Below are 15,784 nucleotides of genomic sequence, written 5' to 3'. Positions count from 1 at the left end.
AGGACGTCCGAAGGTTAACGCTGGCGGCGCATATGGCGCTTTGGCTGCCGGCGCGTGAGCTGTCGCGGGTGATGTCACCTCCAGCGAACGCATTGAAGGGGAGAGGCTTCTTCTGCTGAAGACCAGCACCCGGCCCGGCACCGAGACGTCATGTTCGCCAGGATCCGCGCGATGTCGCGGGCAAACTGTTGACGAGCTCGTGCAATGGATGGAGCAGGAAGCCTCTCCCGATCGGTTTTCAGATCGCTGAGGCCCCAAGCTGACCTGAAGGCGGCCGCTATCGGAGCGGTCGTGCTTTTGCGCGAGTGGGTACAGGACAAGCACGCAGAGGCGCGCGCTGCCGCCAAGGACAACGCCAAAACCAGAGCCAAGGCCGCCGTCGAGCGTGAGCCGCCGCCGCGCGTGGTTGCACTGGTCGAGCGCTATCTGCCGCGCCGGGTCGGCCTCACCATGACCGTGCTGCTCCTGATCGGAAGCTGCGGCTTTGGCATCGTCAAGGGCGGCCATCTCCAGGATTTCATCACTGCGGTCAGTGATGCCCGCAACGCGCTGGCCAATTCCGCCGGCTTCCGCATCACCTCCGTCGTGATCAACGGCCGCAAGCAGCTGACCCAGGACGAGATTCTCGCGATCGGCGGCGTCAGCGGCCGCTCCTCGCTGCTGTTCCTCGATGCCGATGCGGTACGCGACAAGCTGAAGGCCAATCCCTGGATCGCGGATGCGACCGTGCTGAAGCTCTATCCGGGCCAGCTCATGATCGAGCTCACCGAGCGCAAGGCGTTCGCGCTGTGGCAGGAGGCCGGCCGCCTCTCGGTCATCGCCGACGACGGCGCCGTGCTCGAACCCTACGTCTCGCGGCGCTTCCTGACGCTGCCGCTCGTGGTCGGCAAGGGCGCCGAGACGCAGGCCCGCGATTTCCTGGCGCTCCTGGCGCGCTATCCGCAGGTCAAATCGATCACCAAAGCCGCGATCTTCGTCGGCGAGCGACGCTGGAACCTGAGGCTCAAGGACGGCCTCGACATCCGCCTGCCCGAGCAGGACGTCGGCAATGCGCTTGCGATGCTTTCGAAGCTCGACAAGGAAGACAGGCTGTTCTCCCGCGATATCGTCGCCGTCGACATGCGCCTGCCCGATCGGCTGGTGGTGCAGCTGTCCGAGGACGCCGCCAAGGCGCGCGAGGAGCAGTTCAAGGACAAGAAGAAAAAGAAGGCCGGGGATTCCGCATGACCGGTCTCGATCGCACCCAGACGCCGAAGACGCGCCCGATGCCGCACAAGCGCGGCGGCCTCGTCGCCTGCCTCGACATCGGCACCAGCAAGATCGCCTGCATGATCGCACGGCTGAAGCCGTCGCCGCCGAGCGATGCGTTGCGCGGCCGCACCCATGCGGTGGAATTGATCGGATACAGCCAGATCCAGGCGCGCGGCATGAAGGCCGGCGCGGTGATCGATCTCGGCGAATGCGAGCAGGCGGTGCGTCACGCCGTCGGGCTTGCCGAGAAGATGGCCAAGGTACGGGTCGAGTCGGTGCTGCTGTCGGTCTCCGGCGGCCGGCCCGCCGGCCAGCTGGTCGAAGCCGCCGCCGACATCCGTGGCGGCGCCGTGACGCCGGCCGATGTCAGCCGCGTCACCTCCACCGGCATGCGCCATGCCACCGGCGAAGGTCGCACCGTGCTGCACGCGCTGCCGGTGGGCTACACGCTCGACGGCGTCAAGGGCATCCGCGATCCCCGCGGCATGGTCGCGCACCAGTTCGGCGTCGACATGAACGTCGTCACCTGCGACGCCACCGTGGCGCGGAACCTGATGCTGGCGGTGGAACGCTGCCACATCAATGTCGAAGCCATGGCGGCGAGCCCCTATGTCGCCGGTCTGTCGGTGCTGACCGACGACGAGGCCGATCTCGGCGCTGCCGTCGTCGAGATGGGCGCGGGCACCACCACGATTGCCGTTTATTCAGGCGGCCGCTTCGTGCATGCGGCGGGTTTTGCGGTTGGCGGGCAACACATCACGATGGATCTTGCGCGCGGACTCTCGGCCACCATTGCCGATGCCGAGCGAATCAAGACCTTATACGGGACCGTCATCACCGGCGGATCGGACTCGCGTGAGCTGATGTCTGTGCCGACAGCCGGTGACGAGCAGGATCTGCCGCAGATCGTTTCTCGCGCCACCATCGCGAATATCGTCAAGCACCGTGCCGAGGAAGTCTTCGAAATGGTTCGGGACAAGCTGAAGGATTCGCCCTTCGCCTCAGAGCCAAACGGCCGCGTCGTGCTCTCGGGCGGTGCCTCGCAGCTGACCGGTCTCGTCGAGCTCGGCACCCGGATTCTCGGCCGGCCCGTGCGGGTCGGCCGTCCGCTTGGTTTCGGCCGGCTGCCCGTTGAGGCGAAGAACGCCGCGTTCGCGGTGCCGACCGGACTTCTCGTCTACCCGCAATATGTTCACCTCGAACATGTCGAACCGCGGCATACGCGGCAGCAGGTCAAGACAGGGACCGGCGGATATCTCGGAAAGGTCGGACGATGGCTACGCGAGGGCTTCTGATGACTGCTTTCCGCAATCTTCGATTTTCACCAACTCCCGCGGCCGCCGGCCGGGGCGAACCCACGCGCGCGTGATCGAGAGGCAACCATGACCATCAGCATCAATGTTCCTGATATTCACGAACTGAAGCCCCGGATCACCGTGTTCGGCGTCGGCGGTGCCGGTGGCAACGCCGTCAACAACATGATCACGGCGGGGCTGCAGGGTGTCGACTTCGTGGTCGCCAATACCGACGCGCAGGCGCTGACGATGTCGAAGGCGCAGCGCATCGTGCAGATGGGCACGGCGGTCACGCAAGGCCTCGGCGCCGGTTCGCAGCCGAACGTCGGCGCCGCGGCGGCGGAAGAGGTGATCGACGAGCTGCGCGACCATCTCTCCGGCGCCAACATGGTGTTCGTCACCGCCGGCATGGGCGGCGGCACCGGCACCGGCGCTGCACCGGTCATCGCCAAGACCGCGCGCGACATGGGCATCCTCACCGTCGGTGTCGTGACCAAGCCGTTCCACTTCGAGGGCGGTCGCCGCATGCGCACGGCCGAAGCCGGCATCGCCGAGCTGCACAAGGTCGTGGACACGCTCCTGATCATCCCGAACCAGAACCTGTTCCGGGTCGCCAACGAGAAGACCACCTTCGCCGACGCCTTCGCGATGGCCGACCAGGTGCTCTACTCGGGCGTCGCCTGCATCACCGACCTCATGGTCAAGGAAGGCCTCATCAACCTCGACTTCGCCGATGTCCGCGCCGTCATGCGCGAGATGGGCAAGGCGATGATGGGCACCGGCGAAGCCTCCGGCGACAAGCGTGCGTTGACCGCCGCTGAAGCCGCGATCGCCAACCCGCTGATCGATGACAGCTCGATGAAGGGCGCCAAGGGCCTCCTCATCTCCATCACCGGCGGCAAGGACCTCACGCTGTTCGAGGTCGACGAGGCCGCGACCCGCATCCGCGAGGAAGTCGACCAGGACGCCAACATCATCGTCGGCGCGACCTTCGACGAGGCGCTCGACGGCCTGATCCGCGTCTCGGTGGTCGCAACCGGCATCGAGCAGGCCGCGATCGCCCGCAACAGCCAGGCGACCTCCGCTCCCGTCGCAAACCCGGCCCCGCAGGTGCAGCAGGCCGCGGCGCCGGCCGCCGCTGCCGAGAGCCGTCTCGCCGACCTCACCGCGCGGCTCCGTGCCGATAACCAGCGTCTGGCCGAACGCGCCCAGAAGCTGGAAGCCCAGACCCCGGCCGGCGCGCCGGCTCCGGCTGCTGCCGCGCCCCGTCCGAACGTCGAGCGTGCTGCGCTCGCCGCCATCGCCGCTGCCGTGGCTGAAGCCCCGCAGGCGCCCGCGCCGCAGACCTATGGCGATGTCACGGTGCGACCGATCGCGCAGAAGCCGACCCTGTTCCCGGAGCCGGACATGGCCCCGGTCGCAATGCAGGAGCCGATGACGCCCGAAACCTTCATCCCGCCGCAGGCGGAGCGTCCGGTGCGCGCGCCGCGGATGCCGCGCATCGAGGAACTGCCGATTCCGGCACAGGCCGAGATTCGTCAGGCCCGCGGCGAGGTCGAAGAGGAGGCCCCGCAGAAGACCCGCCTGTCGCTGCTGCAGCGCCTCGCCAATGTCGGGCTTGGCCGTCGCGACGAGGAAAGTGAGCCGCCGGTCGCGGCCCGCACCGCCGGTCCCGCTATGCCGCCACTGCCCGAGCGCCGGCAGCAGAAGACCGTGGCGCAGCAAATCGCATCCAATGAGCCGGTATCAGAGTATGCCCGCCGTCCCGCGCCGCAGGGTCTGGACATGCATGGCCGCCCCGCGCCTGTTGCGCCGGCGCCACAGGGTGACGACCATCTTGATATCCCGGCCTTCCTGCGCCGGCAGGCGACCTGAGGATTGTTACAATAAGGCAGACGAAAAGAGGTCCCGGCGAGAGGTTCGCCGGGACCTTTCCTTTTGCCCCGTACATGCCCGGATGATGCTTCCAAGCGACTGATTTTAAATGATTAATTACGCATTTGGTGGTTCAGTCAACCCGCCGCCGGCGGCCTCAAACCTCGGTGCAATTTGGTTAAGCCTTGGCGCGAATACGGCAGGTTTGGGGTAACAATCGGTAAAAAAGCGTGAGTTGGCGCTGTTTGAGGCAGCAACTATGGTTCGCCGTGACTTGGGGATACGGAGATTCGCAACTGTCGGCACTCGCCGGCCAAGCGGGTCTCGTATAAGTCGCAGTGGGTCGTAGTGGGGCGGATTCCTGATGAAGTTTAGCCGGCAAACAACGCTTCGTGCGCAAGCCTCTGTGGCAGGCGTGGGCGTTCATTCCGGTCTTCCCGTCACTCTCACGCTTGGGCCTGCGCCCGTGGACGCGGGTTTTATTTTTGTCCGCACCGGCCTTGACGGAAGTGACCGCGAAGTTCAGGCGACCGCCGAGCAGGTGATCGCGACCGACTTTGCCACTGTTCTCGGGGACCACGATGGCCCGCTGGTGTCCACTGCCGAGCACGTGCTCGCAGCGCTGCGGGGCATGGGCGTCGACAACGCCACCATCGAGATCGACGGTCCCGAAGTACCGATCATGGACGGCAGCGCTGCGGCCTTCATTGCGGCAATCGACCAGGCCGGCATCGTCACCCAGCCCGCGCAGCGCCGCTTCATTCAGGTTTTGAAGCCGATCTCGGTCAAGATCGGCGACTCCTTCGGCGAGATCAGGCCCCACGCCAGCGGTTTCCGCGTCGAGGTCGAGATCGACTTCACCAATCCCGTCATCGGCCAGCAGGCTTACGCCTTCGACCTCAATCCGGAAGGCTTCCGCCGCGAAGTCGGGAGGGCCCGGACTTTCGGCCTGATGGGCGATGTCGCGCGGCTCTGGAGCGCCGGCTATGCCCTCGGCGCCTCCTTCGATAACACCGTCGTGTTCGATGACGAGCGGCTGCTCAATACCGAGGGCTTGCGCTACGCCGATGAATGCGCCCGTCACAAGGTGCTGGATGTGATCGGCGACCTCTCGCTGGCCGGGCTGCCGCTGCTTGGTGCCTATCGCTCGGTGCGTGGGGGCCACAAGCTCAACCACGCAGTCCTGACCGCGCTGCTCGCCGACCGGACCGCCTGGCGGGTGGTCGAGGGCGAGGCTGCCCGCCGCACCACGCGTCCCGTCGGCGAAGTCGGTCGCGGCATCGTCGGTGGCCGGATCGCCGCGGCATTCGGACCGGATGTGTCCTGAAGCGACCTGTCGCCCCCACGTATGGCTGGCGGCTTCCCCGGGAAACTCCTGGTAAGCATGATCGGCTAGCATTGGGGCAGGTTCGCCTTAATCCGGGCGAAATGCCTGCCTATCCGGTTCGTTACGATCGTTTTTCGGATACATCGGCGTGGTCGCATGGCAGGCACCACGGCACATTTCGCGCCCATGACGGGGGTCGTGGGCTGGCGGACACCGCATCACAGGGCGTCAGGTCTTAAACTCATGTCGGCACAGCGTATGACGCGCGGATATTTCTCGGTCTCGTCGCGAGCCCGTGGGCTGCTTCAGGCCGTCACTTTCATCATGCTCGCGCTGCCGCTCGCCGGCTGCGGCACCGGCTCGCTCTGGGACAAATTCACCGCCAAGGACGACACCTTCGTCGAGGAGCCCGCTGACAAGATCTACAATGAGGGCCTGTACCTCATGAACGAGAAGAAGGACATGAAGGCGGCGAACAAGAAGTTCGAGGAGGTCGACCGCCAGCATCCTTATTCCGACTGGGCCCGTAAATCGCTGCTGATGTCGGCCTATGCGTCCTACCAGGGCGGCGACTATGACGGCTGCATCGGTGCCGCCACGCGCTATGTCACGCTGCATCCCGGCAGTCCGGACGCGGCCTATGCGCAATACCTGATCGCCGCCTCCCATTACGACCAGATTCCGGATATCAGCCGCGACCAGTCCCGTACCGAAAAGGCGATCGCCGCGCTGGAAGAGGTGGTGCGCAAATATCCGAACTCGGAATATGCGACTTCGGCCAAGGCCAAGATCGAGGGCGCGCGCGACCAACTCGCCGGCAAGGAGATGAATGTCGGCCGCTACTACGCCCAGAAGCGCGACTACACGGCCGCGATCAACCGCTACAAGGCCGTCGTCACGCAGTACCAGACCACCCGCCATGTCGAGGAGGCGCTGTACCGGTTGACCGAAGCCTATATGGCGATCGGCATCGTCGGCGAGGCACAGACCGCGGCGGCCGTGCTTGGTCACAATTTTCCTGACAGCCGCTGGTACAAGGACGCCTATAATCTTGTAAAATCCGGCGGTCTCGAGCCGAGCGAGAATCAGGGGTCCTGGATCAGCAAGACCTTCAAGAAAATGGGTCTCGGCTAGGAAATTGGGGTTCCATGCTGGCGCGTCTGTCGATCCGTGACATCGTCCTGATCGAACGGCTCGATATCGAATTCGCCTCCGGCCTCGCGGTTTTGACCGGCGAGACCGGTGCAGGCAAATCCATCCTGCTCGATGCTTTTGCGCTGGCGCTCGGCGGCCGCGGCGATGCCGGCCTCGTGCGCCACGGTGCGGAGCAGGGGCAGGTCACCGCCGTGTTCGATGTCCCGAAAAATCACCCGGCGGCCAAGATTCTGGCCGAGAACGGCCTCGACGATACCGGCGAGATGATCTTGCGCCGCGTGCAGCTTGCCGACGGCCGCACCCGCGCCTTCATCAACGATCAGTCGATCAGCGTGCAGACGCTGAAGGCGGTCGGCGCCGCCCTGGTCGAGATCCACGGTCAGCACGACGAGCGCGCGCTGGTCGATGCCGCCACCCACCGCCGCCTGCTCGACGCCTTTGCCGGCCTCGAAAAGGACGTCGCGGCGGTTGAAGCGCTCTGGGACGAGCGCCGCAGCGCCAACACCGCGCTGGAGCAGCATCGCGCTGCCATGGAGCGTGCCGCACGCGAGGCCGATTATCTGCGCCACGCCTCCGACGAGCTGAAGCAGCTTGCGCCCAAGGAGGGCGAGGAGACCGCGCTGGCCTCGCGCCGCACCACCATGATGCAGGGCGAGAAGATCGCCTCTGACCTGCGCGAGGCGCAGGAAGCGGTCGGCGGCAATCATTCGCCGGTCGCCGCCCTGTCGGCGGCGGTGCGCCGGCTGGAGCGCCGCGGCGTCAACTCGCCGGCGCTGGTCGAGCCCGCGGTGAAGGCGATCGACGCGGCGATCAACGCGCTGGAGGAAGCCGACCAGCATCTCCAGGCAGCGCTGGCCGCAACCGATTTCGATCCAGCCGAGCTCGAGCGCATCGAGGAGCGGCTGTTCGCGCTCCGCGCCGCCTCGCGCAAATATTCGAGGCCGGTCGACGGGCTCGCCGCGCTGGCCGCCAAATATGCCGCGGACGTCGTTCTGATCGACGCCGGCGCCTCGCGCCTGAAGAAGCTGGAGCAGGCGGCGATCGAGGCAGATAGCCGTTATGCGGCCGCCGCCAGGAAGCTGTCGCTGGCGCGGCAGAAATCGGCGGAGAAGCTCAACAAGGCCGTCAATGCCGAGCTCGCGCCGCTCAAGCTCGAACGCGCAAAATTCATAACCCAGGTCGAGACGGACGAAGCCGCACCGGGGCCGCAAGGTTTCGATCGCGTCGAGTTCTGGGTGCAGACCAACCCGGGCACCAAGCCGGGTCCGCTGATGAAGGTCGCCTCCGGCGGCGAGCTGTCGCGCTTCCTGTTGGCGCTCAAAGTCGTGCTGTCCGACCGCGGTTCGGCGCCGACCCTGGTGTTCGACGAGATCGACACCGGCGTCGGCGGTGCGGTCGCGGACGCCATCGGCGGGCGCCTGGCGCGGCTCGCCGGTAAGGTCCAGGTCATGGCCGTGACCCACGCCCCACAGGTCGCCGCCCGCGCCGACCAGCACCTCCTGATCTCCAAGGACGCCCTCGACAAGGGCAAGCGCGTCGCCACCCGCGTCAATGCGCTCGCCGCCGACCACCGCCGCGAGGAAATCGCCCGCATGCTCGCCGGTGCCGAGATCACCGCCGAGGCGAGGGCAGCGGCGGAACGATTGCTGAAGGCGGCGACGGCTTAGAGTCGTTTCCCGGACGCGGCGCAGCGCGTAGCGCTGCTCCGCAGAGCCGGGACCCAGAGCTCCCGCCGCATGGGCCCCGGCTCAGCAGCGCATCGCTGAAGAGGCGCTGCGCTGCATCCGGGGCACCAGATTTCCACAAGCCTTTACCCTCCCGCCCGCTCCGTCGTATCCAAGCACCATGGCCAGAGCAGCAAAATCGAAACCGCTTCGCGACCTCGCCGACCTCACCAAGGCGCAGGCCAAGGTCGAGCATATGCGGCTGTCGCTCGAGATCGAGGGGCACAACGAGCGCTACTATCAGGAGGACGCGCCCAGCGTCACCGACGCCGAGTACGACGCGCTGCGTCAGCGCCTCAATGCCATCGAGAAGCGCTTCCCCGAATTCGTCACCGCGGATTCGCCCTCGCAGAAGGTCGGCGCCGCGCCGTCAGGCCGCTTCAAGAAAGTCCGGCATTCCCTGCCCATGCTGTCGCTCGACAACGCCTTTGCGGAAGAGGACGTGCGCGATTTCGTTGGGCGCATCGTCCGGTTCCTGAAGCTCGACGACGACAAGGTCGATTTCTCCGCCGAGCCGAAGATCGATGGTCTCTCGATGTCGCTGCGCTACGAGGGCGGCGAGCTCGTCACCGCCGCGACGCGCGGCGACGGCGCGGTCGGCGAGGACGTCACCGCCAACATCCGCACGCTCGAAGACGTTCCGCAGAAGCTGAAGAGCCGCAACGTCCCCGATATCTGCGAGGTACGCGGCGAGGTCTACATGACCAAGAAGGCGTTCCTCGCGCTCAACGAGCGGCAGAAGGCGGAAGGCGGCACCATCTTCGCCAATCCGCGCAATTCGGCCGCCGGCTCGCTCCGGCAGAAGGACGCGACCATCACCGCCTCCCGTCCCCTCGGCTTCTTCGCCTATGCCTGGGGGCAGATGAGTGCGATGCCGGAGGATACGCAGAGCGGCATGATCGGCTGGTTCGAGCGCTGCGGCTTCAAGACCAATCCACTGACCAAGCTCTGTCACTCCGTCGAGGAGCTGCTCGCGTTTCATCATGCGATCGAGGAGCAGCGCGCACGGCTCGACTACGACATCGACGGCGTCGTCTACAAGGTCGACCGCATCGACTGGCAGGAGCGGCTCGGCTTCGTCTCGCGCACGCCGCGCTGGGGCATCGCGCACAAATTCCCGGCGGAGCGTGCCATGACGGTGCTGCGCGACATCGAGATCCAGGTCGGCCGCACCGGCTCGTTCACGCCGGTCGGCAAGCTCGAGCCGGTCGGCGTCGGCGGCGTGATCGTGCAGAACGTCACGCTGCACAACGAGGACTACATCAAGGGCATCGGCAACAAGGGCGAGGTGCTGCGCGAGGGGCGCGACATCAGGATCGGCGACACCGTCGTGATCCAGCGCGCCGGCGACGTCATCCCGCAGGTGGTCGACGTCGTCCTCGACAAGCGGCCGAAGACCGCAAAGGAGTTCCACTTCCCGAAGAAGTGCCCGTGTCCGCTGCACACCGACGTCGTGCGCGAGGAGACCGCGACGGGCGAGGAGGGCTCGCGCGCCCGCTGCACCGGCGAGTTCGCCTGTCCCTACCAGAAGATCGAGCACCTCAAGCTGTTCGTGTCGCGGCGGGCCTTCGACATCGACGGCCTTGGCGAGAAGCAGCTCCAGTATTTCTTCGACGAGGGATGGGTGAAGGAGCCCGCCGACATCTTCACGCTGGAGCAGCGCAACGCGAAGCTCAAGCTCGAGGAGGTCGAGGGCTACGGCGCGACCTCGGTGCGCAACCTGTTCGGCGCCATCGAGAACCGGCGAAAAATCGCGCTGGAGCGCTTCATCTATGCGCTCGGCATGCGCCATGTCGGCGAGACCACGGCGCTGGCGCTGGCGCGCGGCTACGGCTCGTGGGACGCCTTCCACGACGCTTGCCTCAAGGTCGCTCGCGGCGACGAGGAGGCGATTGCGGACATGGACGCGCTCGATCAGATCGGTGACACCGTGATCAAGAGCATCGCCGATTATTTCGGCGAGAGCCACAACCGCGGCATCGTCGAACGGCTGACCAGTGAGGTCGAGATCGTCGACGCCGAGAAGCCGAAGAGCAACTCGGCCGTCGCCGGCAAGACCGTGGTGTTCACAGGCTCGCTGGAGAAGATGACGCGGGATGAAGCCAAAGCGACAGCTGAGCGGTTAGGGGCCAAGGTGTCGGGCTCGGTTTCGAAGAAGACCGATCTGGTGGTCGCCGGCCCCGGCGCGGGCTCGAAGCTCGCCGAAGCCAACAAGCACGGCGTCAAGGTGCTGACCGAGGACGAGTGGCTGAAGCTGATCGGGGAGTGAAGGTTTTCTTTCCTCATTGCGAGCGCAGCGAAGCAATCCAGAATCCTTCCGCGACGACAGTCTGGATTTGCTTCGCTGCGCTCGCAATGACGGAAGAGGGCGGCGGCCGCTCGTCACATCATCCCCGTCTCTTCCTCCTCCGCCTGCTCGATCAATTCCTCACTCACCACGACCTCGCGGCGCGGCACGACGAAGATCATTGTGCACGCACAGAGCAGCGAGATCGCGAGGACCGCGGAGGTGAGGGGCAGCGTCGTTGCGGAGTGGCCGCCGAGATAGGCGCCGAATTGCGACATCAGCGCGCCAATGCCCTGCTGCAGGAAGCCCATCGCGCCTGAGGCGGTGCCCGCCGCTTCGGGGCGGATGCTGATCGCTCCGGCTGCGGAATTCGCCATCACGAAGGCATTGCCGACCATCACGATCATCTGCGTGCCGAAAAGCCAGCTTGGGGCCTCGTTCCAGCCAGTCACGCTCCAGAGCAGGTTCAGGAGGCTGCCGCAAAGCTGCAGGCCAAGCCCGAGCCAAATGAGCCTTTCCAGCGAGTGCCTGGGCGCAAATCGCACGCAGAGCAGGTTGCCGACGAGATACGCAAAACCCGTCGTGGCGAACCACGCGCCGTATTCGGCGCTGCTCCGTCCCATCTGCGTCACCACGATGTAGGGCCCGCCGCCGGCGAAGGTGAAAATGATCTGCGAGGCCAGCACCTGGCACATCACGTAACCGACGAAGGCGCGGTTCGTGATCAGCATGCCGACGTCGCGGCGAAAGCTGCTGCCGACGGCGCGGGTGCGGCGCGTCTCGGGCAGCGCCACCCCAATCCCGACGGCGACAATAATCGCACCGATGGTGATGGCGTAGAAGATCGCGCGCCAGCCGAACGCGGTCTCGATCAGGCCGCCGGTGAGCGGCGAGACCATCTGTCCGATCATCAGCGCCGCGACCACGAGGCTGATCATCGAGGCGACGCGATCGCGCTCATAGATGTCGCGGATGATGGCGCGGCTCACCACCATGCCGGCGGCGCCGCCCAGCGCCTGGAAGAAGCGTGCTGCGATCAGCTGCGGCAGGTTTTGCGCGAGGATGCAGCCGATGCTGGCCGCCACCATCAGCGCCAGTCCTCCGAGCAGCACCGGACGCCGTCCCAACCGGTCCGACAGCGGACCCATGATCAGCTGTGACAGCGCGATGCCGACCATGTAGAGCGAGACCGTCATCTGCGCGATCGAGATGTCGCTGCCGAAATTCGTCGCCAGCACCGGCAGCGCCGGAACCAGCATGTAGAGCGAGATCGGCGCGATCCCGGTCATGACGACCAGCAGCAGCAGCACCGCGCGCGAGGTCGCGATGGTCTTCGTGGCCGCTTCCGGCGGCCCGCTGATCATGCCGTGCATAAGTGTCCGTCTCGTCGAAATCCGAATCGGACTGTAGCGTCGTTACACAAGACGGATATCGGCGTTTCGGAATGCGGCTATACGGATTTTGGGACGGTTATAGTATTAGCGCGATGGCGACCGATTGGGCGCGTTGCTTGCGCCGCAAATGCGATGTCATTCGCCGCGAAAGCGGGGAATCCAGTACGCCGCGGCTTCTCCGCGTGCGTTTGCTGTCTCTGGAATACTGGATGCCCCGCCCCAGTGCGCAACTGCGCACAAGGCGGGGCATGACACCTGTGGTGAGGAAGCAGCGTTGCGCAAATCAGGTAGCGCCATGCGCACTACGCCTTCAACTCCGCCGTCGCCTGATCGAGCCAGGCCCTCGTCGCATCGTCCAGCGCCGGCCGCACCTCGGCCTTCACGCGCGCATGGTAGGCATTGAGCCAGTCGAGTTCGTCCTTGCTCAGCATCGCCACGTCGATCAGCCGACGGTCGATCGGCGCCAAGGTCAGCGTCTCGAACGCGTTCATCGGCTTTTCGGCGCCCTTGATGTCGGCCGCGACCACCAGCTCCAGGTTCTCGATGCGGATGCCGAAGCCGTCGGTCTTGTAGTAGCCGGGCTCGTTGGAGAGGATCATGCCGCGCTTCAGCGGCGTGGTGCCGAGCTTCGAAATTCGCGCGGGCCCTTCGTGCACCGAGAGATAGCTGCCGACGCCGTGGCCGGTGCCGTGCTCGAAATCAAGGCCCACGGACCAGAGATATTGTCGTGCCAGCGTGTCGAGTTGCGCGCCCGTGGTGCCGTCCGGAAAGACGGCGCGCGCGATCGCGATATGGCCGCGCAACACGCGGGTGAAGCGGTCGCGCATCTCGTCCGTCGGCTCGCCCACCGCCATGGTGCGCGTGACGTCGGTGGTGCCGTCCTCATATTGCGCGCCGGAATCGATCAGCAGGAGATCGCCGGGTGCGATCCGCCGGTTGCTCTTGCGGGTGACGCGGTAGTGCACGATGGCGCCGTTCGGACCGGTGCCGGAGATGGTCGGGAACGACACGTCCTTGAGCGCGCCGGTGTCGCGGCGGAAGGTTTCCAGCGCCTCGACCGCGTCGATCTCGGTGAGCTTGCCGCTCGGCGCCTCGCGATCGATCCATGCGAGGAAGCGCGCCAGCGCTGCGGCGTCGCGCACATGGGCCGTCTTGGTGCCATTGATCTCGGTCGCGTTCTTGACCGCTTTGAGCAGTGCAACCGGATCGTTGCCACGCACCGGCTTGCCGCCGGCGCCCGCGATCAGGCGGCTGAGTGCGTCGGCCGCGGTGGCGTTGTCCAGCGCGATCGCCGCGCCGCTTTTGGCCAGCGCCATCAGCGTCGGCGCCATGGCGTCCGGTTCGCGCACGTCGGCGGCTTGCTCGAGATGGTCGCGTGTGAGGTTGGAGAGCTTGCGGTGGTCGATGAAGATGGTGGGGCGGCCGTCCTTCGGCACCAGCGCGTACGACAACGGCAGCGGCGTATGGGCGACGTCGGCGCCGCGGATGTTGAAGGTCCAGGCCACCGCATGACTGTCCGACAGCACCAGCGCATCGGTGCCGAGCTTGGCGATCTCGGCCCTGATCTGCGTCAGCTTTTCCGCTTCAGTGACACCGGCATGTTGGAGGCTGTGCACGGCGACGGGGGCGAGCGGCGGCCGCGGCCGGTCCTGCCAGATCACGTCGATCGGATTGCTGTCGACGGCCACCAGCTCGGCGCCGGCCTTGGCGCAGGCTGCGGACAGGCGTTCCGCTGCTGAAAAAGTGTGCAGCCACGGATCAAATCCAAGGCGGTCACCGGCTTTCAGATGCGCCGACACCCAGCTCTCCGGCGGTGGGTCGACCAGCGATTCCACGGCCCAGGCCTTGGCGTCGACCTGCTTGGCGGCCTGAAGCGTGTAGCGGCCGTCGACGAACACCGCGGCTTCCTGCGTCAGCACCACCGCCAGGCCCGCCGAGCCCGTAAAGCCGGTCAGCCAGGCCAGCCGCTCTTCCGATGGCGGCACATATTCGTTCTGCTGCTGGTCGGCGCGCGGAACGACGAAGCCGGTCAGCTTGCGACGGGCGAGTTCTTCGCGAAGTGCAGCCAGCCGTGCCGTCAATGCGACGCCGGCCTCCGGCTCCTCGAATGTCTGGAAGTGTGCTTCGAACATGGTGGATCACTTTAGGATCATGGGCATCGGTCCGCAATGTAGACGCATTTGCGGCGCATCTGGCATGGACTGTGCTTGAAATAGTTCCATTCGAATTGAGTGGAGCAAAGGATGCGGCAGTTGCGCTTCGTCCGAATAACAGGGAAATTCGAGCAGGTGGTTCATCTCAACGGCGAGGGGACACACGATGCCAGCGTTCACGTTTGAGAAGATTTCGCCGCCGGTGCGCCGGGCCCCGACTGCGGCGGTACCGAAGAAGCCGCGCGGCCTCATCAGCCAGATGATCGACCGTTTCGCCGAGCGGCGCGCGCGGCGCACTTTGCAGGACGATCGCGCGATACGCCGCGACGAGAAGCCGGCGGAGTAGCGCGGCGTCGCTCGTTACCTTTCCCCGCAAGCGGGGCACGGGAGCGCACCGGCGCCGCGGAGGCGTTTTACCCCAGCTTCCGCAGCAACAGGCTGCTCCATCCCTCGATCCTCACATGCCGCAGTGGCACCAGGCCGCGCGCGCGGTAGGCGGCGATTACGGCCGGGGCCTGATGCGTCAGCAGGCCGGAGAGGATGACGCGGGCGCCAGGCGCGAGGTGCCGCGCCATCGGGCTCGCCAATTGCCGCAGCGGATTGGCTAGGATGTTGGCGAGCACCAGGTCGAACGGACCCGCGCGCGCAAAATCCGGCGCGGCAAAGCCCGTGGCGCGGATCACCCGCACATGATTGCCAACTTCATTCAGCGAGGCGTTCTCAGCCGCCACCCGCACCGAGGGCGGATCGATGTCGGAGGCCAGCACTGCGCGATGCAGCGCCTTCGCGGCTGCGATCGCCAGCACGCCGGTCCCGGTGCCGAGGTCGAGCACGTTGCGCGGCCGGGAACTCTTCAGGACATGGTCAAGCAGAAGTAAACAGCCGCGCGTGGTGCCATGATGGCCGGTGCCGAAGGCGAGCGCCGCCTCGATCTCGATGGCGAGCTTGTTCGGCGCCACACGGTCACGGTCATGGCTGCCGTGCACGACGAAGCGCCCGGCCGGGACCGGGACGAGATCCTCCAGGCTGGCCTTGACCCAGTCCTTGGCCTCGATCGTGTCGAAGGCGAGCGTCGCGGCGATCTCATTTCCTGCGGACGTTGCAACGAGCTCGCGCAGCCATGCCTGGTCCGGCGCCTCAGCGAAGTGGAGCGTGACGTCCCATTGTCCGTCCGGCCGCTCGAAGGCGGCGACCGCCGCATCGCCATCGAAAAACACCTCGGTGAGCACGTCGACGACGCGTCTGGCGTCGGCCTCACTGCCGATCGAAAAGCTGGCGCGATGGGTGGGGGAAGGCTGCATTCAGGGTTCCGTTGAGCTCAAT

The 15,784-nt window shown here is 66.1% G+C and carries 11 protein-coding genes; 8 read left to right on the top strand and 3 right to left on the bottom strand.

What is annotated here, in order from left to right; translation table 11 throughout:
* The first annotated feature begins 204 nt into the window (after positions 1-204).
* The 7 genes from P6U28_RS22785 (at position 205) to ligA (ending at position 10,896) form a co-directional block, all read left to right on the top strand.
* Positions 205-1,227, top strand: coding sequence for a cell division protein FtsQ/DivIB (locus tag P6U28_RS22785; RefSeq protein ID WP_407119941.1), 1,023 nt, complete (start codon positions 205-207; stop codon positions 1,225-1,227).
* Entirely contained in the window at positions 1,224-2,546 is a 1,323-nt protein-coding gene (gene ftsA / locus P6U28_RS22780; RefSeq protein WP_122401976.1) for a cell division protein FtsA, read from the top strand. Before P6U28_RS22785 ends, ftsA begins: the two co-directional genes overlap by 4 nt.
* 87 nt (positions 2,547-2,633) lie before the next feature.
* Positions 2,634-4,421 (top strand): cell division protein FtsZ, encoded by a 1,788-nt coding sequence (gene ftsZ, locus P6U28_RS22775; RefSeq protein ID WP_122401977.1) that lies wholly within the window; start codon positions 2,634-2,636, stop codon positions 4,419-4,421.
* Between the two features lie 364 nt (positions 4,422-4,785).
* Entirely contained in the window at positions 4,786-5,748 is a 963-nt protein-coding gene (lpxC, locus tag P6U28_RS22770; RefSeq protein WP_122401978.1) for a UDP-3-O-acyl-N-acetylglucosamine deacetylase, read from the top strand.
* A 243-nt stretch (positions 5,749-5,991) separates the two neighbouring features.
* A complete protein-coding gene (locus tag P6U28_RS22765; protein ID WP_122401979.1) occupies positions 5,992-6,882 on the top strand; it encodes an outer membrane protein assembly factor BamD in 891 nt (296 codons plus the stop codon).
* 14 nt (positions 6,883-6,896) lie between these two features.
* Positions 6,897-8,570 (top strand): DNA repair protein RecN, encoded by a 1,674-nt coding sequence (recN, locus tag P6U28_RS22760; RefSeq protein WP_407119940.1) that lies wholly within the window; start codon positions 6,897-6,899, stop codon positions 8,568-8,570.
* A 178-nt stretch (positions 8,571-8,748) separates the two neighbouring features.
* On the top strand, positions 8,749-10,896 hold the full coding sequence (gene ligA / locus P6U28_RS22755; RefSeq protein ID WP_122401981.1) for an NAD-dependent DNA ligase LigA: 2,148 nt from the start codon (positions 8,749-8,751) through the stop codon (positions 10,894-10,896).
* 113 nt (positions 10,897-11,009) lie between these two features.
* On the opposite strand, the gene P6U28_RS22750 is transcribed toward ligA, so the two are convergent.
* Both P6U28_RS22750 and P6U28_RS22745 read right to left on the bottom strand, forming a co-directional pair.
* Positions 11,010-12,287: a multidrug effflux MFS transporter gene (locus tag P6U28_RS22750; protein ID WP_407119939.1), complete on the bottom strand. Its 1,278-nt coding sequence runs from the start codon at positions 12,285-12,287 to the stop codon at positions 11,010-11,012.
* Between the two features lie 323 nt (positions 12,288-12,610).
* Complete coding sequence (locus P6U28_RS22745; protein WP_407119938.1) at positions 12,611-14,440, bottom strand: aminopeptidase P family protein; 1,830 nt, start codon at positions 14,438-14,440, stop codon at positions 12,611-12,613.
* Between the two features lie 187 nt (positions 14,441-14,627).
* Here P6U28_RS22745 and P6U28_RS22740 point away from each other — a divergent pair, with 187 nt between their 5' ends.
* Positions 14,628-14,807 (top strand): hypothetical protein, encoded by a 180-nt coding sequence (locus P6U28_RS22740; RefSeq protein WP_122401984.1) that lies wholly within the window; start codon positions 14,628-14,630, stop codon positions 14,805-14,807.
* A 67-nt stretch (positions 14,808-14,874) separates the two neighbouring features.
* Here P6U28_RS22740 and P6U28_RS22735 read toward each other — a convergent pair whose 3' ends face one another.
* Positions 14,875-15,762, bottom strand: a complete 888-nt coding sequence (locus tag P6U28_RS22735) for a 50S ribosomal protein L11 methyltransferase (RefSeq protein ID WP_129146004.1) — start codon at positions 15,760-15,762, stop codon at positions 14,875-14,877.
* Between the last annotated feature and the right edge of the window lie 22 nt (positions 15,763-15,784).

Source organism: Bradyrhizobium sp. STM 3561 (assembly GCF_045571455.1).
GTDB lineage: Bacteria > Pseudomonadota > Alphaproteobacteria > Rhizobiales > Xanthobacteraceae > Bradyrhizobium > Bradyrhizobium vignae.
This window is presented reverse-complemented; position numbering and strand designations above follow the sequence as displayed.